Below are 16,954 nucleotides of genomic sequence, written 5' to 3'. Positions count from 1 at the left end.
CGTTTCCGCACCGGCTGATCGCGGTCAGCCGGTGCGGAGTTCCTCGACGGCGGTGCTCATCCGCAGGAAGAGCAGGCCGGTGCCGACCGTGACCAGCACGGCGGCCAGGGCACCCGCACCGACCCAGGCGAGCTGCTCCCACGGCAGCTCAGGTCTCACCACGCCCTCGGGCACCCACACCTCACGCAGGGCCGACGGGTCGACGCAGCGGGCGGCGTCACCGGTGCACACCTGGATGGAGTGCCCCCCGTAGGTGCGTGGACGGCCCGCGACGCCCCAGGTGAGCAGCAGGCCGACGGCGAGCGCCAGCGCGATGGCCGGCACCGCCGGGGCAAGCGCCTGCCACCCGACGGAACGGCCGATGACGCTGCGGGGGACCCCCGAGGCCACCAGTGCCGCGTACGTCCGACGGCGGGCGACGATCCCCTCGACCAGGGCGACGACCAGGCCACCGGCGGCCAGCGCGATGGCCACGTGGACCGCCCTGTCGACCAGGTCCATGGTGTTGAGGTAGAAGTCGTCATCGGCGGCGAAGCCCTGGCCGCCGGCCCGGTTCGCCGCCATGTCGGCGATCATGGAGGCCCGTAACCCGGCCGCGCCCGCACCCACGACCACCGCCGCCAGCAGGGCGGCCAGGGTACGGCTGCCGGCCCATGGATCGGCGGTCAACCGGCGGGAGGCCAGCAGCACGGCCGGCCCGCGACCGTGCCGGTGCAGCAGCCGCCCGACCGTGTACGACAGCCAGCCGGTGCCGACCACCACCCCGACCAGCGCGGCCAGCCCACCGCCGAGCATCAGCGCCGGCTCCAGCATCGGCGGTGGTTCCTGGCCTCGGTCGGCGTACCACTGGCCGATCGGGACGAGCAGGCCGAATGCGGCCAGCCCGGCCACGATCAGCAGCCCGGCCCACGGCCCCGGGGCACGTTCCCGGCGGATCTGCCGGACCACGCCGAGCGGGGTCGCGGTGACCCGGCGGAGCAGGACGACACCGACCAGCCCGGCCAGCACCGGCAGGCCCAGCACCACCGCCCCGATCGCCAACGGCGACGGCAGCACATCGGTGGGCAGGGGCAGCAGCCCTCGGGAGTCGGGCCGGTGCAGCAGCACCCGGCCGACCAGATAGGTCACCAGCCCGACGAGGGTGCCGAGCAGGCTGGCCAGCCCGGCCTCCACCGCGACCAGCCCGGTCACCTGCCCGGGGGTGGCTCCGGCCAGTCGGAACCCGGCGAGTCGACGGTCGCGGGCCGGGGCGCCGAGCCGGACGCACTGCCCGGCCAGGGCGAGCACCGGCACGGCGAGCAGCAGCAGCGCGACCGCCGTCCCGCCGCGCAGACCGGGCTCGCGGAGCAGCGCGTTGGTGTACTGCTCGGAGTTGTTGCTGCCCGGCTCGCCGGGTGGGGTCGGGATGGCCAGCACGGTGAGGGCGGCCAGCCCGGCGAGGCTGGCCAGGGCGGCGCTCAGCGCGGTGAGGACGACCCGGGCGGTGTCGGTGCGGTTGCCGGCCAGGGCGAGCCGCAGCGCGACGCCGGGCCTCACCGGGGGCCCGCGCCGGGACCGGCCGCCGGGACCGGGACGAGGGGTTCGTCCAGGCCGAGGCCGGTCGGGTCGACCACGCCGTCGCGGAGCATCACCTCCCGGTCGGCGTACGCGGCGATCCGGGGTTCGTGGGTGACCAGGACGATGGTGGTGCCCTGCTCGCGGGCGAACCGGACGAGCTGGGTGAGGACCTCCTCGCCGCTGAGTGTGTCGAGGGCACCGGTCGGCTCGTCGGCGAAGATCACCCGGGGTCCGGTGATCAGGGCACGGGCCATGGCGCAGCGCTGCTGCTGCCCGCCGGACATCGCGCCGGGGCGCACGTCGGCGAGGTCGGCGACGCCGAACCGGTCCAGCCACTCGCACGCCGCCTGCCCTGCTTCTCGCCGCCCCGTGCCGGCGAGGAGCAGGGGCAGGGCGACGTTCTCCACCGCGGTCAACTCGGCGACGAGCTGACCGAACTGGAACAACACCCCGAACTCGGTACGGCGCAGCCGGGACCGCGCCGCCTCGGGCCAGGTGTCGATCCGCTCCCCCCGCCAGTGCACCTCACCCTTGTCCGGGCGCAGGATGCCGGCGAGGCAGTGCAACAGAGTGGACTTGCCGCAGCCGCTGGGCCCGGTCACGGCGACGATCTCCCCTTCGGCGACGTCGAGGCTGACGTCGCGCAGGGCCGGTGTCGGGCCGTACGACCGGATCACGCCGCGCGCCTGGAGTCCGCTCACGAGTGCACCTCCCGGTGCCAGTCGGCGACGCGGGCCAGGGTGGTACGCAGCCACCTCAGGTCGGCGTCGAGATGAGCGACGGCGTAGTCGACGGCGACGACGTCATCGAGGGTGGTCGAGGGTGCCGTCTTGACGGCGGTGAGTTCGCGCAGCCGGTCGGTGTGTGCCCGCGCCTGGGCGATCAGGTAGGACCGGGCCGCGTTCAGGTCGGCGACCAGCAACGCCACCGCGACCTTGGTGAACAGCGTGCTGGTCACGTACGGCATGGGTGGCTCGACGGCGGCGAGCCAGCCGGCGAGCGCGGCCCGGCCCTGGTCGGTGAGCGCGTAGGCGGTCCGGTCGGGGCCGGCCTCGCGTTCCTGACCGGTGGTGACCACCAGGCCGTCCCGTTGCAGGCGCCCCAGGGTGGCGTAGACCTGACCGAAGGCGAGCGGCTTGGCCCGGGGCAGCCGGCTGTCGTGGGCCCGCTTCAGCTCGTAGCCGTGCCGGTTGCCGGCGGCCAGCAACCCGAGCAGCACGTGCGGCATGGACACCCAGCCCACTATTCATCCAGCGAATAGCCGATGTCAACCAGCTCCGTCGATCCGACGGGGGCGGCCCGGCGGGTTCGGTGGGCGGCCCGCCCCCGGGTGCGGCGGCCCGGCGGGCGGAGCGGTCAGCTGGTCCAGGCCGGGTCACGACCGGTACGGCCGAGCAGCCGGTCCAGTGCGGTCCCGTCCGCCTCGACCGGCACCTCCGCGCCGAAGGCACCCATCTGCCGACCCATCGGCCCCATCTCGTCCATGAAGCCGTGCAGCGCCGCGATGCTCTCCCCCGCCGGCTGGTACGGCTGGCCGGTCGCCCGCGCCAGGTCCCAGCCGTGCACCACCAGGTCCGCCACCCCCATCAGGCCGACCGTCGACCGGGGCAGCCCCATCGCCGGCGCGACGCCCTCCTCGCTGACCGGGTCGTCCCAGGCCACGACGAGTTGCTCCACCTCCGCGGCGAACCGGTCCCGCCAGCCCGGCTCGGCCACGTGATCGGTCTTGACCGACCAGTCCGTCTCCTGCCCGGCGGCCAGCCGCTGAAAGTTGACCGCCACGTCGTACACGTGGTTGATCAGCCCGCGGACGGTGTACTCCGCGCACGGGGTGGGCAGGTCGAGCTGGTCGTCGCCGATCGCCCGGACCAACGCCACGGTCCCCGGGGCGGCGGCGGCCAGCAGCTCACTAGTCTTCGTTGGCATACGGCCAGCGTATGAAGGTGGTCTTGAACGAATGCGACAGCCACGCGCCGACGACCGGGGCATCCTCGATCCGGCCCGGCTCCGCCGGGAACTGCGGTTCCGACGGCACCTGCCGGCCCCCGCGCTGCGCCCCTGGGTGGAGCACTACTGGCTGGTCGACTGGGCGCTGACCGCGCCGTTCACGCAGCAGGTGGTGCCGCACCCGGCGGTCAACGTGGTCTTCCGTCAGGATGCCGGCGGCCCGGAGGCCGCCGAGGTGGCCGGGGTCGGCCGGACGCTCTTCACGGTCACCCTGACCGGCACCGGAACGGTCAGCGGCATCCAGTTCCGTCCCGGCGGCTTCCGCCCGTTCTGGCGTCGCCCGGTCGCCGAACTCACCGACCGGCACGTCCCGCTCGGCACCGACCCCACCGCCGCCCGCGCCGCCGACCCGACCACCCCCCGCGCCGCCGGCCCCCACGCCACCGGCCTGACCACCCCCCACGCCGCCGGGTCCGCCGCCGCGTCGCCCCGGTGTGAGGGTACGGACGACGAGCGCCGCCGGGCGCTGGACGCCTTCCTGCTGGCCTGGGCGCCGCAGCCCGACCCGGCGACAGTCGAGGCGATCACCCTGGCCGAGACGATCCGCACCGACCGGAGCGTGCTGCGGGTGGACGACCTCGCCCGTCGACACGGCCTCTCCGTCCGGCGGTTGCAGCGGCTCTTCCTGGACCACGTCGGCGTCGGCCCCAAGTGGGTGATCCGTCGGTACCGTCTGCTGGAGGCGATCGAACAGGTCGTCACCGGGCTGCCCGACTGGGCCACCCTCGCCGCCGACCTCGGCTACAGCGACCAGGCCCACCTGGCCCGCGACTTCGCCGCCGTCACCGGTCGCACCCCCACCGGCTACGCCCGCTCACTGCGCTGATCCCCGCGCGCCCACCCGCCGGCCGCCGGCCGCCCCACCGCCTGGGCCACCTGGCGGCCGCTTCGGGTTCGTGGAATTTTGTTGTCGCCATGGCCGCAGGAACTCTCCACGAACCGGGGTGCGGATCACCGGCACCGCACGACCACGACACCGACCCGACCCGCCAACGATTCGACCCGACCGGGGTCCGACCCAACCGGGGTCCGACCCAACCGGGGTCCCACCCGACCGGGGTCCGACCCAACCGGGGTCCCACCCGACCGGGGTCCGACCCGTCAGCGGTCCGCCAGCTCGGCCCGGCGGGTCAGACAGACGCCCTACCCCACTCCGCCAGGAGATGAGCTGCCCTCAGGCCACACCTCGGGACCACCGAACGATCGGGGCAGATGGACCTTCCAACGGCCCCAAAGGCAGCCGACCATCGCACCTACTGCAATTACAAAGAGTAATGACAGTCAATCCGCCCACCTACTACCTCACATCCTTTGCTCTGCTGCCATCCAGGCGACAGCTACTCTTCGTGTCAGGAAGGGGAAAGGGCGCAGTTCCCGGGCCTTCGCAAACTGCCAGCTCAAGAAGTTGGCGCGGATAGGGCAGCAGAGCAAAGTGTGGCGAGGTGCATGATGAAGGGTGGAACCACGGTCACCCTGAGCGACATCGAGCGCTCTCCCGGGCTTGAATACTCTAAGTAGTTCCAGTGGCGGTCGAGGCCGACCGCGCGTGGCTCGACCGACCTCTGGCGAACCGGCGGGGACCAGCCCGGCACCCATCGTCGAGAGGCCGGGACCACCACCCAGGGACGCGGCCCTGGCCCGAGGGCACCACTGCACACCGCAGGGCGGAGCCCGGAGAAACAGTCGGCACCGCTCAAGGCAACCGGCACCACTCAAGAGCAGCCGGCACCGCAAGACAGCCGGCACCGCTCAGCGGCGGCGGACCGCGACCACCGCGACGTCGTCGTGGATCTCCGGTGGGGCCAGCTCGACCAGCAGCCGCTGGCAGAAGCTGTCCAGGTCGTCGTCGACCACCGTCGCGCAGGCGGCCAGCGCGGCCAGGCCGTCGTCGATGGTGGTGTCCCGCCGCTCGATCAGCCCGTCGGTGTAGAGCACCAGCGTCGCCCCGGCCGGCAGGGTGAACTCCAGGTCCTCCGGCCGGTCCGCGCGCACCCCGAGCAGCGGGGCCGAATGCTGGACGAACTCCACCCGGCCGTCCACCGTCACCAGCGCCGGCAGGTGCCCGGCGCTGGCCAGCCTGATCCGGCCGGTCGGCGGGTGCAGCAGCAGGATGCAGAGGGTCGCCAGCTCGTTGCGGAGCAGCGTACGCATCAGCACGTTGAGCCGTTCCAGGATCATCCCGGGCTGGTGCCCCTCCACCGCGTACGCCCGCATCGCGTGCCGTAGCTCGGCCATCACCGTCGCCGCGTGCAGCGAGTGGCCGGCGACGTCGCCGATCGCCACCAACAGGTGCCCGTCGAGCATCACCAGCTCGTAGAAGTCTCCGCCCACCTCGGTCTGCGCGCTGGCCGGCTCGTAGCGCACCGCCAGGTCGAGACCGGCGACGTCGGGCAGCCGTCGGGGCAGCAGGCTCCGTTGGAGGGTGACCGCGATCCGGTGCTCCTCGTCGTAGGAGCGCTGCGCCTCCACCGCCGAGGCGACCGCCTGGGCGAGCTGCACCAGCACCGGCCTCCGGGCGGTCTGGGTGGCGGTGGGCACCACCACGTAGAGCGGGGCGCGGTCCTCCCGCAACTTGGCGGCGGCCACTGTCACCGTGTCGCCGGCCGGCCAGCGCACCAGATCCCAGGCCTCGGGGGCATTCACCCGGACGGTCGCGCCGGTCGGCACGCCGGTGTCGTCGACCATCCACGGTACGACCTCCGGCGTCGCGCCCGGACCGGCGGCGATCCCGGCCAGGCAATCTCCGTCGAAGGTCTCCGCGACCACCGCCGCCGGGCTGCGGAAGATCTGCGCCGCGCCGGCCGCCGCCTCCTGCAACAGGCGGGTGAAGGTGGACGCGGCGTGCACCGCCACGGTGGTGTCGGCCAACCCGGTGAGCCGCTCGGCGAGCAGCTCGGCCCGCGTCCGCGCCTGGTAGTAGCGCAGCACCGCGTGCGCGGTGGCCACCAACTCCTCCGGCTCGATCGGCTCGGCCAGGTAGGCGTCCGCGCCCCGGGTCAGTCCCTGGGTACGGTCCACCACGTCGACCGCGTGCGCGGACACGTGGATCACCGGAATCGCCGGGTGGTCCGCCTTGATCCGTTCGCAGACCTCGAAGCCGCTCAGATCCGGCAGCCGGACGTCGAGGACCACCAGGTCGATCGGGTCCACCCCGACCCGGGCCAGCGCCTCGGTGCCGTTCTCCGCCTCCCGGACCGTGAATCCCGCCCGGGTCAGCCAGCTCACCAGCAGGTAACGCTTGGTGGGGCTGTCGTCGACCACCAGGATCGTCGCCGGGGCGCCGGCCACCTCACACCCCCGCCACGGGCAGGTCCACCGTGAAGCTGCTGCCCCGGCCCGGCTCGCTGGTCAGCGCCAGGGTGCCGCCGAGCAGGGTCACCAACCGCCGCGCGTACGGCAGGCCGAGGCCGGTGCCGCTGCGCCGACTGGTCCCCGGCACCTGGTAGAACTCCTCGAAGATCCGTTCGTGCAGCTCGGCGGGGATGCCCGGTCCGGTGTCCGAGACGCAGATCCGGACCCGGTCGTCGACCCGCTCGGCGCGCATCCGCACCTCGCCCCGGTCGGTGAACTTCACCGCGTTGTGCAGCAGGTTGCGCAGCACCTGGGCCAGCAGCACCTCGTCCGAGCGGAGCACCGTGCCCGGGGGCGGCTCCGCCACCAGCAGCTCCACCTCGGAGCGGAGGGTGAGCGCCCGCAGCGTTCCGCGCAGCTGACCGAAGACCGCCCGCAGGTCGACCTCCGCCCACTCCGGCTCGATCCGGCCCGACTCCGCCTTGGCCAGGTCGAGCAGGTCGTTGACCAGGGAGAGCAGGTCGGCGGCCGAGGACCGGATCAGCTCGACCTGCTGGGCCTGCTCGGCGGTGAGCGGGTCCGACGCGGAGTCGGTCAGCAGCCGCCCCAGCCCGATGATCGCGGTCACCGGGGCCCGTAGCTCGTGGCTGACGTTGGCCAGGAACCGGCTCTTCGACTCGCTCGCCGCGCGCAACTGGGCCGACTTCTCGTCCAGCTCCGCGTAGAGCGCCACCACCCCCCGGTTGGTCTCCTCCAGCTCCTCGGAGAGCTGGCTGTAGAGCGCCATCACGCCCCGGTTGGTCTCCTCCAGCTCGGCGTTCAGCACGGCCAGCTCGTCGCGTTGGCTGCGTACCTCGTCGAGAGCGGCGATGAGCTGCCCGTTCTGGGTGGCCAACTCGTCCAGGGCACTGGCCGGGGCGCTGGTGCCCAGCTCGACGCGCAGCTCGGCCAGTCGCGCCGGGGTCAGCGCCGCAGCGGCGGCCGGAACACGTCGGGACATCCTCACGACGGTATCTCCCGCCGCCTCCGCCAGCCCCAGAGTGTCCACCAATCGCGCCACCGCGCCGGACTGCGGCTCGTACCGGTTGCCCGGCAGGGGACGCAGCGGGGCGAGGTCGACGCTGAGGAACCGCCGGCCGTCCGGCTCCGTGACGGAGGCGAAGCTGACGTCCGCGCCGTCCACCGTGCGCAGCAGGTCCCGGGCCACCTCGCTGAGCGCGGTGGCGAACCGGACCTGGTCCTGGTGCTCCAGCCCGATCGCCGCGGCGACCTCCCGGCCCCGCTGGCGTACCCCGAAGATGTCCTGCTCCACCCGCAACGCCATCCGCAGGAGTGGCTCGCGGGCGGTCACGACGGCGTTCTCGCGACCAACACGCAGGCGTCGTCCCGGCGGATCCCGGCGTCCCGCAGCAGGGTCGCCGCGACCACGACCGGCGCGCGCCCGGTCAGCCCGGGATAGTCCTCGGACCGCCACCGGTCCACCACCCCGTCGCTCTGCATCACCAGGGTCGCGCCGGCCGGGAACGGGTAGTCGTACTCGCGTATTGTCGGGCGTTGGTGGCCGGCGATGCCGGGCAGCGACACCAGCCCCCGCCGGGTGCCGTCCGGAGCCAGCACCGTTCCGGCGATGTTGCCCAGCCCGGCGTAGCGCAGCAGACCCGCCGCCGGGTCCAGCTCCGCCACCGCCAACGCGGCGCCCCGGGTGTGCGACATCGCGCGGTGCAGGTGCTGCACCACGACGGCGGGCGGCCCGGCCGGCGCGGTGCGGAACGCGGAGACGGCCGCCTCGGCGGCGACGTTGGCCAACGGCCCGTGGCCCAGACCGTCGCAGACCAGCACCTGGTGCCGCCCCTGTTCGGTACGCATCGCGTGGGTGTCGCCGCTGACCTGCTCACCGGTGATCGGCCGGGTCAGCCCCGCCGCCCAGGCCGGCGTGGCCCGTACCTCCTTCGCCCACACCTGCACCGCGAAGGCGGTGCCCCGACCCGGCCGGGACCAGGCGTCGTACCAGCTGGCCTGGCGGGCGATGGCACCGAGGCCGATGCCCAGGGTGCCGGTGGTGGAATGGCCGTCGCGGGAGGAGACGGTCAGATCTGCCATCCCGGGGCCGGAGTCGATCGCGATCAGCTCCACCCCGGCGACGTCGCCGGTGCGCGCGGGGCGCAGCAGCAGGACACCCTCCTGGGCGTGCTTCACCAGGTTGCTGGTCAGCTCGGCGGCGACGATGGCCAGTTCGGCGACCCGGTTCTCACCGAGGCCGAGCTGGCCGCCGAGGCGCTCCGCCGCGCGCCGGACGGCGCTGGCGGCGCTGCCGCTCTCCACCCGGTACCAGTGGCCCGCGTCCGGCACCACGTCGTAGCTCATCGGGACCACTTGGTGATGGTGATCCGGGTGCCCTCGCCGGGGGCGGTCTGGATGTCGAAGTCGTCGACCAGTCGACGGGAACCGCTGAGGCCGAGGCCCAGGCCACCACCGGTGGTGTAGCCGTCGGTGAGGGCGAGGCCCAGGTCGACGATGCCCGGCCCGGAGTCGGCGAAGACGATCCGCACCCCGCGACGCCGGCCGTCCTCGACGACGGTCACCTCGGCGGTGCCGCCACCGCCGTAGATGAGGGTGTTGCGGGCCAGCTCACTCGCGGCGGTGACCAGCTTCGTCTGGTCGACGAGGGAGAGCTTGACCGCCACCGCCACGGTACGCACCAACTGACGGACCCGGACGACGTCCTCGTCACTGCCGATCGCCTGGGTCTGCGGGCCGCCCAGGTCGACTCCCGCGGTCATGGCGAGGTCGCCGCCGTTGCGGACTCCACGTCCCCGGGTGTGTCGTCGTACCCGAGGTCGTCGTCGCGGGTCGCCGCGATCAGCTCCATGCCCCGCTCCACGTTCAGCGCGGTACGGATGCCGTTGAGCGACAGGCCCAGCTCGACGAGGGTGATGGCGACTGCGGGACGCATCCCGACGACCACCGTCTCGGCGTCGAGCACCTTGGAGATCGAGGCGATGGTGGAGAGCATCCGCCCGACGAAGGAGTCGACGATGTCCAGCGCGGTGATGTCGATGATGACGCCGTGGCAGCCGGTCGCCACGATCCGCTCGGCCAGGTCCTCCTGGAGGGTGACCGCCGTCTGGTCGGACATGTCGATCTGGATGGAGACCAGCAGGATGTCGCCGATCTTCAGGACCGGCACCCGTTCCATCACGCCTCCCGACGCGGGTGGCGGCGGGACGCCTCCACCCCGGTGAGCCGCAGCACGTGCCGCAGCGCGTCGGCCAGGCTCGCCTTGGTGGCGATGTCGCCGAACTCGATGCCGAGCGCGACGATGGTCTGCGCGATCTGCGGGCGGATGCCGGAGATGATGCAGTCGGCGCCCATCAGCCGGGCGGCCACCACCGTCTTGAGGATGTGCTGGGCGACCTGGGTGTCGACCGCCGGCACGCCGGTGATGTCGATGATCGCGTACGGCGAGCCGGTGTCGACCAGGGTCTGGAGCAGCCGCTCCATCACCACCTGGGCGCGGGCCGAGTCGAGGGTGCCGACCAGCGGCACGGCGACCACGCCGTCCCAGATCTTCACCACCGGGGTGGAGAGTTCGAGCAGCTGCTCGGCCTGGTCGGCGATCAGCCCCTCGCGGGTCTGCACGTAGGTCTCGAAGGTGAGCAGCCCCATCCGGTCGACCAGGCCGGTGAAGTCGACGACGTCCCGCAGCGACAACTCCGCGCCGTCGGTCTCGGCCAGCTCGACCAGGACGTCCTTGAGGGCGTAGATGCTGACTGCGGTCTCGGTGGCGGTGAAGCTCTGCCGGGCCCGGCTGCGGGACAGGTCGGCGAGCACCGCCCGCAGCTCACCCGCCGCGGGCACCTGGAGGTCGGCCAGACCGGCACCGCCAGCATTGATCATGCTAGCGTGCAGCTCCTGCACCTGCAGTCGTAGCTCGGCCAGGCTGAGCCGACCGCGCAGCGAGGCGGCGACGACCTCGGTCCACCGCTGCACCACCCGCTCGCCGTGCCCGGTCAGCAGCTCGACGAGTCGGTTGCCTCCGTCTGCGGTCAACGCCATGGTTACCTCCTGTGAGCTGGGCCGGCCGGACTCTATCACCGGAGGCAGACCCGGTAGTTGTCCCGAGGCAAAGGAATGATCGGTCCCACCGGAAGCGCTCCCGTCCTGCGTGTCCCGCTGTGTGTGGGATACCGTTCCACCAATAACAGGAGGTCTGAATGTCCCTGACGGTGCACACGGAACAGCGCGGCGACGTCGTCGTCGTGTCGGTCGCGGGCGAACTCGACATGGCGACCGCACCGCAGCTGCAGGACCAGATCACCGACCTGCTCGACAAGGGGCGCAGCCGGCTGGTGTTCGACCTGGCCGAGGTGTCGTTCTGCGACTCGACCGGGTTGTCGGTCTTCGTCCGGGCCAAGAACAGCTGCGACGAGGCCGGCGGCGTGGTCCGGTTGGCCGCCCCGCAGCGCGGCGTGCTGCGCATCCTTGAGGTCAGTGGCCTGGTCGAGGTGCTGCACACCTACCCGACGGTCGACGAGGCCGTCGCGGGCGACCCCACCTCCGCCTCGTCCTGACCGGTTTCCTCAGCGCTCGTCCTCGATGAACCGGGGGCGAGCGATCACCATGCCCGCGGTCGTCTGCACGGCCAGGGCGGCGAGCAGGAAGCCCATCGGCGCGGTCCATCCGCCGGTCGCCTCGTAGAGCACCCCGACGAGCAGCGGCCCGAGCGCGGCGATGACGTAACCGGTGCTCTGCGCGAACGCGGACAGCGCCACCGTCCCGTCGGCGGTGCGGGCCCGCAGGCCGATGGTGGTCAGGATCAGCGGGAACGCGCCCTGGCCGAAGGCGAGCAGCAGCACCCAGAGCACCGCCCCGTCCCGGGGCGCGAGCGCCAGCCCGAGGTAGGCCGCCGCGGAGAACGCGGTCAGCCCGAACACCAACGGACGCAGCGTCCGGAGCCGGCCGGCCAGCGTCGGCATCAGCAGGGCCACCGGCACCCCGAGCGCGGTGACCCCGGCGAGCAGCAGCCCGGCGCTCTCCGGCCGGAAGCCGGCGTCCCGGAAGAGCTGGGCCAGCCAGCCCATGATCGCGTACCCGCTGAGGGACTGCGCGCCGAAGTAGACCGCCATCGCCCAGCCGAGCCGGGTGCGGGCCGGCCGGACCCGGGTGCGGACGGCCTGGCCCGCCGAGGGGGGCCCGGCCCGTCGGGCGGCGCGTGCCCGCAGCGCCAGCGGCACCCACGGGAGTACGGCCACCGCCGCCAGCGCCGCCCAGACCCCGAGCCCCGCCCGCCAGGAGCCGAAGGCGTGCGCCACCGGCACGGCGGAGGCGGCGGCCACCGTCGTACCCGCCGTCAGGGCCATCGTGTACGCCCCGGTGACCAACCCGGTGCGGTGCGGGAAGTGCTGCTTGACCAGCATCGGCAGCAGGATGTTCGCCACCGCGATGCCGGCCAGGGCGAGCGCGCTGGTGAGCACGAAGACCGCCGCCGAGTCGGTGAGCACCCGGAGCACCTGACCGACGGTGAGGGCGAGCATCGCCACCACCAGCACCCGGGCCGCCGGCCAGCGGCGGATCAGCCACGGGGTGAGCGCGCCGAGACCGGCGAAGGCGATGGTGGGCAGGGTGGTGACGAACCCGGCCATCGCGCCGGAGAGACCGAGCCCGGTGCGTACCTCGTCGAGCAGCGCGCCGAGGCTGGTCACCGCGGCCCGCAGGTTGAGCGCGACCAGCAGCATCCCGACCAGCACCAGCGCCCCGCCGGTGGCCGGTGACGGGGCGCGGTGGGCCGGCCGGTGGACGCCCGGCCCGGCTGCTCCGGCGGTGCCGCCCGGCCCGCCGGCGGCGGCGGCACGGTCGGTGGCGGCGGTCGGAGCCACGGCGGTGGCGGTCGGCCCGACGACGGCGGCGCTCCGGCCGACGGCGGTGGCCGCGGCGCTGGCATTTGGCGGGGTCATGACCTCGAACCTACAATCATGGGATGAATTTCGGCAGTTGGTGTAACCGGTGACACCGTCCGTCGATTCCCCGCCCGTGCCCCCGCGCGGTCAGCGGGTGCAGCAGACCATCGAGCAGCTCCGGGGCCGGGTCCTCGGCGGCGAGTGGCCGGTCGGTGGACGCATCCCCACCGAGCCGCAACTGGTGACGGCCCTCGGGGTGGGGCGTAACACCGTCCGCGAGGCCGTCCGGGCCCTGGTGCACGCCGGGGTGCTGGAGTGCCGGCAGGGCTCCGGGACGTACGTGGTGTCGACCGACGAGCTGGCCCCGGTGGTGGCCCGCCGACTCACCGACGACCGGATGGCCGAGGTGGTCGAGGTCCGCCGGGCGTTCGAGGTCGAGGCTGCCCGGTTGGCCGCGCTGCGGCGTACCCCGGAGGATCTGGTGGCGCTCGACGGCGCGCTCGCCGCCCGGGAGGCCGCCTGGCGGTCGGGCCGGGTCGGCGAGTTCGTGGAGGCGGACGTCGCGCTGCACACGGCGGTGGTCGCCGCCGCCCACAACGCCATGCTGGCCGAGCTGTACGCCTCGGTCGGCGCGGCCCTGCGCAGCACCGTCGCGCAGGCCACGGGCGACACCCTGGAACCCCAGCGGTACGTCGACCACGGTCGGCTGGTGGCGGCGATCCGGGACGGCGACCCCGGGCGGGCGGCGATCGAGGCCGGTGCTTTTCTGGAGCCGCCGTCCGGGGCATAGGTTGTCCCCGACGGAGAATCGGGACGGCACAGGAGTACGGATGCTCAAGGGCTTCAAAGACTTCATCATGCGCGGCAACGTCGTCGACCTGGCGGTCGGTGTCGTCATCGGCGCCGCGTTCACGGGCGTGGTCACCCAGCTGACCAAGTCGTTCCTCGAACCACTGGTCCGGGTCATCATCGTGTTGATCACCGGCAAGAAGGACGGACTCGAAGGCTCGACACCCTCGTTCCGGGGCATCCCGTTCGACTGGGTGGCCTTCGTCAACGCGGCGATCACCTTCGCGCTGACCGCCGCCGCGCTGTACTTCCTGGTCGTCTACCCGATGAACCGGCTGGCCGAGCGGCGCAAGCGGGGCGAGGAGCCGCCGCCGGCCGCGCCCAGCGAGGAGGTCAAGCTGCTCACCGAGATCCGGGACGCGCTGCTGGCCGGGGGCCACACCGCTCCGGGGCAGCGCGGCGCGCTCGACGACGTGCTCGGCCGCCGGACGGAGCCGCCCGCCCCGCGCTGATCGACCGGTGCACATCGGCCCCTGCGGAATTCCCGCAGGGGCCGACTTTTGTCGTACACATGTTCGATAGAGTCCGGCCATGGAGCAGCGTAGGCACTGGTGGAACGGCAAATGGGGACGACTGGCCCGGCGGGACGTGTTCCTCCGGGTCGACGCCGACCGGTGGCACGTCGAGCAGCGGGCCGGTGGCGCGGAGGGCATCTCCCAGTTCTACGAGTACGGCAGCGCCGACGAGGCCGAGGAGACCGTCCGGGCCCTGCTGGAGGGGGCGGACGCCTGGCGGGAACTCTCCCCACGTCCGCCCAGCGCCTGGGGCCCGGCGGTCTAGCGGCGGCGTCTCCGGCGGTGCAGCGGCCAGGTGCCCTTTGGTGCAGCGGCCCGGCATCCGGCGGTTTAGCGGCGGGCGGGGCAGGGAACCGCCCGGGGATGGAGCAGCAGGGCATGGCAGAACGGGCGGTCATCTCCCGGGTCACCACCGGCATGCGGGTGGTCGACACCGTCGGGGTCGAGATCGGCACCGTCGACCTCGTCCAGCGGGGCGATCCGAACGCGGTGACCGTGCAGGCGTCGACCGCCGATCCCGGCGGCAGCCTGAACGAGCTGATCGAGTCGGCAGCCGTCGAGGAGCCGGACGTCCCGGCCGACCTGGCGGCCCGCCTGCTGCGTACCGGCTATCTCAAGGTCTCCACCGAACTGGCCCGCACCGGCGCGGTGTACGTGCTGGCGGACCAGATCGCCACGGTCGCCGACGACCAGGTACGCCTGCACGTCCCCGTCGGCGACCTGCCTCCGGAGGAGTGACCCGCCCCGCCGCCGCTCCTCTCCACACCACCCGCCGACCCCGACCACGCCGACCCGACCGCGCTAGCCCGGTACGTGGGGACGGGGAGCATCCGCTCGGGCCGGTCGGCTCGCGCGTAGCGTTTGACGGTGTTCAGGGACAACTGCAGACGGCGGGCGCAACGGTAGGGTGCCGACGTGGGGTGGCGATCGAAGGAGACGACCGCCACCCAGTCGGGCCGTGTCCCACTGGCGGACGACGAGAACAGCTGGTCTCACGGTCGAGACGCGCGCCGCCACAGCGGCGGTCAGAACCTGGTGGAGTCTCGCGAGTAGTTACAGCGGCGGCCAGGCGTTGACCAGCAGTTGGCGGAAGTGTGCCGGGAACCACTCCCCGAACGGGGGTGCCGCCGGCATCGCGCCGGTGGGCCACGTCGAACCGCGCGGCGGAAGGTAGTCCGGATCGCACAAGGGCTCGTACGGGCGGCCCGTACCCGGGCGGGCGCTGGCGCCGTCGGACTCGCCGGGCGGCTTGACCCAGACGTAGGCGTCGATGCCCAACTCCGGCGCGGCGGTCGGCCGCTGGCCGAGACCGGTGCCCACCTGATTGCACCAGTTCCCGACTACCGTCCGCCGGTCGAGCCTGCTGCCGTCGACGTAACGGTTCACGTCCCACGAGGTCGCCGGGCCAGTGGGTCGGTTCGGGCCGCCCCAGCCGTTGCGGGAGGTGTCCACCACCACCCCCACCTGCGGGGAGAAGCCCGCTGCGATCAGCCGGTCGCGCATGTGCCGTGCATAGGGGATCTCGTCGACGAACGGATTCCAGTCGACCCACTTCGACTGGTACACCGGCTGGCCGGCGACCACGTCGTCGACCCGGAAGTGCTCCTCGCGCAGGACCGAGTAGTTGGCGGTGTTGGCGACGAAGCCGTGCACGTCGGCCAGCGTGCTGCCGCCGTTCGTCGCGGCCTGCGCCAGCAACGCCGTCAACGGGTCGGCGTTGTCCGCCCAGCCGGTCTCACCGTGGTGGCTGATGTCCAGGTACGAGTAGACGTTGGGCATGGCGCCGAGCCGGGCCAGGGCGTACCCGATCCCATCGAGGTAGGTGCCGCGCGCCTTGACCTCGTCGCAAGCTGGGGTGGCGTTGTAGCGGGGGCTCACGTTGACCACGAGGTTGGGCAGTGAGTTCGGCTCGACGAAGGTGACGATCCGCAGATCGGCGTAGCGGGCGTCGGCGAGGATCTCGACGATCGGGTCGACGAACTCGGTCCGGTAACGGGCGATGTCGCCGATCGACAGCTCGCCGGGCGGAGCCTGTCGGCCGCAGTCGCGGGCAGGCAGGTCGTAGAGGGTCAGTTGGACGAGGTCGGCGCGCTGCGCCACGGCCGCGTCTAAGTGCTCGCGCAGACCCATCATCCCGTCCTTGCCCTCGATCCGGGCGATCCGGTCCAGCCAGACGGCGGTCGGTTGGCCGGCGACGGCGTCGCCACCGGGCTCGGCGGCGGCGCGGGCGGCCCACTCCGGGTCGACGTAGACCCGCGCTCCGACGTACGGGTTGTCCATCCTGGTAGGCGGATCGGCCGGGCTGGCCGGAGCGGCGCCGACGAGCGCCCCCACGACGAGGACGGATCCGGCGGCGGCGAGAACCGTCCGGACCCGGGCGGACACGCGTCCGGACGGTGACATGCTCATGCTGGCTGCTCCCTGGAGAACGCGGCCCGGCGCCGGATGGTGGCCTGGGGCGTGCGGCCCGGCTCCGTTGCTCCGGCCGCACCGCTCCACGGTCGCCGGCCCGCTCAGTAAATATTCATACACTTCGATCAATTGTCGCACCATCCCGCCGGGTCGAGCAAGGCTCCCGCAATCGAGGACACCGGGCAGCGCGACCGGACGCGAGAACACTGGACGCGAGGTGTGACCGTCTCGCCGGCCGGGTCGGGAGTCGGTCCGTTTCCCAATAGGTTTGTCGTGGAGACTCATTGGCGCGGCCCCTGACTCGATCTCCGCTTCCGGCGATCCGCACCGACTGGGATGTCCGGGGCGCGGCTGGCCGCCGGGTGAATTCGTATGAATGTCATCGTGGTGGCAGTGGTCGTGGCCGGCCTAGCCCGACGGCCCGAG

General features: G+C 72.9%; 18 protein-coding genes. 6 read left to right on the top strand and 12 right to left on the bottom strand.

The genetic code is table 11. The features are described 5' to 3' along the window. Positions 1–24: 24 nt before the first annotated feature. From GA0070216_RS12275 to GA0070216_RS12260, 4 genes are all read right to left on the bottom strand, one after another. Positions 25–1,536, bottom strand: coding sequence for an FtsX-like permease family protein (locus GA0070216_RS12275; protein ID WP_091244181.1), 1,512 nt, complete (start codon positions 1,534–1,536; stop codon positions 25–27). Further along, on the bottom strand, positions 1,533–2,258 hold the full coding sequence (locus GA0070216_RS12270; protein ID WP_091244178.1) for an ABC transporter ATP-binding protein: 726 nt from the start codon (positions 2,256–2,258) through the stop codon (positions 1,533–1,535). Before GA0070216_RS12270 ends, GA0070216_RS12275 begins: the two co-directional genes overlap by 4 nt. Further along, complete coding sequence (locus GA0070216_RS12265) at positions 2,255–2,791, bottom strand: PadR family transcriptional regulator (RefSeq protein ID WP_091245228.1); 537 nt, start codon at positions 2,789–2,791, stop codon at positions 2,255–2,257. The genes GA0070216_RS12270 and GA0070216_RS12265 overlap by 4 nt, the downstream gene beginning before the upstream one ends. Before the next feature lie 122 nt (positions 2,792–2,913). Continuing rightward, on the bottom strand, positions 2,914–3,483 hold the full coding sequence (locus tag GA0070216_RS12260; protein WP_091244175.1) for a TIGR03086 family metal-binding protein: 570 nt from the start codon (positions 3,481–3,483) through the stop codon (positions 2,914–2,916). Positions 3,484–3,514: 31 nt separating this feature from the next. Between GA0070216_RS12260 and GA0070216_RS35425 the strand changes: the two genes are divergently transcribed. Next, positions 3,515–4,390 (top strand): helix-turn-helix domain-containing protein, encoded by an 876-nt coding sequence (locus GA0070216_RS35425; protein WP_091244172.1) that lies wholly within the window; start codon positions 3,515–3,517, stop codon positions 4,388–4,390. 923 nt (positions 4,391–5,313) lie between these two features. On the opposite strand, the gene GA0070216_RS12250 is transcribed toward GA0070216_RS35425, so the two are convergent. From GA0070216_RS12250 to GA0070216_RS12225, 6 genes are read right to left on the bottom strand one after another with little or no spacing between them, the layout of a single operon-like run. After that, positions 5,314–6,852, bottom strand: a complete 1,539-nt coding sequence (locus GA0070216_RS12250; RefSeq protein WP_091244169.1) for a SpoIIE family protein phosphatase — start codon at positions 6,850–6,852, stop codon at positions 5,314–5,316. 1 nt (position 6,853) lies between these two features. Beyond that, the gene (locus tag GA0070216_RS12245; protein WP_091245225.1) at positions 6,854–8,179 is read right to left on the bottom strand and encodes an ATP-binding protein; all 1,326 of its coding nucleotides are present in this window, start codon (positions 8,177–8,179) and stop codon (positions 6,854–6,856) included. Positions 8,180–8,202: 23 nt separating this feature from the next. Continuing rightward, positions 8,203–9,219 carry a SpoIIE family protein phosphatase gene (locus GA0070216_RS12240; protein WP_091244165.1) on the bottom strand — a complete coding sequence of 339 codons (1,017 nt, stop codon included), beginning with the start codon at positions 9,217–9,219 and terminating at the stop codon, positions 8,203–8,205. Next, positions 9,216–9,635 carry an ATP-binding protein gene (locus GA0070216_RS12235; protein ID WP_091244163.1) on the bottom strand — a complete coding sequence of 140 codons (420 nt, stop codon included), beginning with the start codon at positions 9,633–9,635 and terminating at the stop codon, positions 9,216–9,218. Before GA0070216_RS12235 ends, GA0070216_RS12240 begins: the two co-directional genes overlap by 4 nt. Then, entirely contained in the window at positions 9,632–10,051 is a 420-nt protein-coding gene (locus tag GA0070216_RS12230; RefSeq protein ID WP_091244161.1) for an STAS domain-containing protein, read from the bottom strand. The genes GA0070216_RS12235 and GA0070216_RS12230 overlap by 4 nt, the downstream gene beginning before the upstream one ends. After that, a complete protein-coding gene (locus GA0070216_RS12225; RefSeq protein WP_091244158.1) occupies positions 10,051–10,911 on the bottom strand; it encodes an STAS domain-containing protein in 861 nt (286 codons plus the stop codon). The genes GA0070216_RS12230 and GA0070216_RS12225 overlap by 1 nt, the downstream gene beginning before the upstream one ends. Before the next feature lie 158 nt (positions 10,912–11,069). On the opposite strand from GA0070216_RS12225, the gene GA0070216_RS12220 reads away from it, so the two are divergent. After that, positions 11,070–11,426 (top strand): STAS domain-containing protein, encoded by a 357-nt coding sequence (locus tag GA0070216_RS12220; RefSeq protein WP_091244155.1) that lies wholly within the window; start codon positions 11,070–11,072, stop codon positions 11,424–11,426. A 9-nt stretch (positions 11,427–11,435) separates the two neighbouring features. Here the strand turns inward: GA0070216_RS12220 and GA0070216_RS12215 are convergent, their stop codons facing one another. After that, positions 11,436–12,809: an MFS transporter gene (locus GA0070216_RS12215; protein WP_245722461.1), complete on the bottom strand. Its 1,374-nt coding sequence runs from the start codon at positions 12,807–12,809 to the stop codon at positions 11,436–11,438. Positions 12,810–12,858: 49 nt separating this feature from the next. On the opposite strand from GA0070216_RS12215, the gene GA0070216_RS12210 reads away from it, so the two are divergent. From GA0070216_RS12210 to GA0070216_RS12195, 4 genes are all read left to right on the top strand, one after another. After that, entirely contained in the window at positions 12,859–13,542 is a 684-nt protein-coding gene (locus GA0070216_RS12210; protein WP_091244152.1) for a FadR/GntR family transcriptional regulator, read from the top strand. A 40-nt stretch (positions 13,543–13,582) separates the two neighbouring features. After that, positions 13,583–14,053 (top strand): large conductance mechanosensitive channel protein MscL, encoded by a 471-nt coding sequence (mscL, locus tag GA0070216_RS12205; RefSeq protein ID WP_091244150.1) that lies wholly within the window; start codon positions 13,583–13,585, stop codon positions 14,051–14,053. Between the two features lie 79 nt (positions 14,054–14,132). Then, positions 14,133–14,381 carry a hypothetical protein gene (locus tag GA0070216_RS12200; protein WP_091244147.1) on the top strand — a complete coding sequence of 83 codons (249 nt, stop codon included), beginning with the start codon at positions 14,133–14,135 and terminating at the stop codon, positions 14,379–14,381. A gap of 113 nt (positions 14,382–14,494) precedes the next feature. Further along, the gene (locus GA0070216_RS12195; protein ID WP_091245219.1) at positions 14,495–14,854 is read left to right on the top strand and encodes a hypothetical protein; all 360 of its coding nucleotides are present in this window, start codon (positions 14,495–14,497) and stop codon (positions 14,852–14,854) included. A gap of 315 nt (positions 14,855–15,169) precedes the next feature. On the opposite strand, the gene GA0070216_RS12190 is transcribed toward GA0070216_RS12195, so the two are convergent. Further along, entirely contained in the window at positions 15,170–16,525 is a 1,356-nt protein-coding gene (locus tag GA0070216_RS12190) for a glycoside hydrolase family 6 protein (protein ID WP_218108192.1), read from the bottom strand. Between the last annotated feature and the right edge of the window lie 429 nt (positions 16,526–16,954).

Origin of the sequence: Micromonospora matsumotoense, from assembly GCF_900091525.1 — a bacterium.
Taxonomy (GTDB): Bacteria; Actinomycetota; Actinomycetes; order Mycobacteriales; family Micromonosporaceae; genus Micromonospora; species Micromonospora matsumotoensis.
This window is presented reverse-complemented; position numbering and strand designations above follow the sequence as displayed.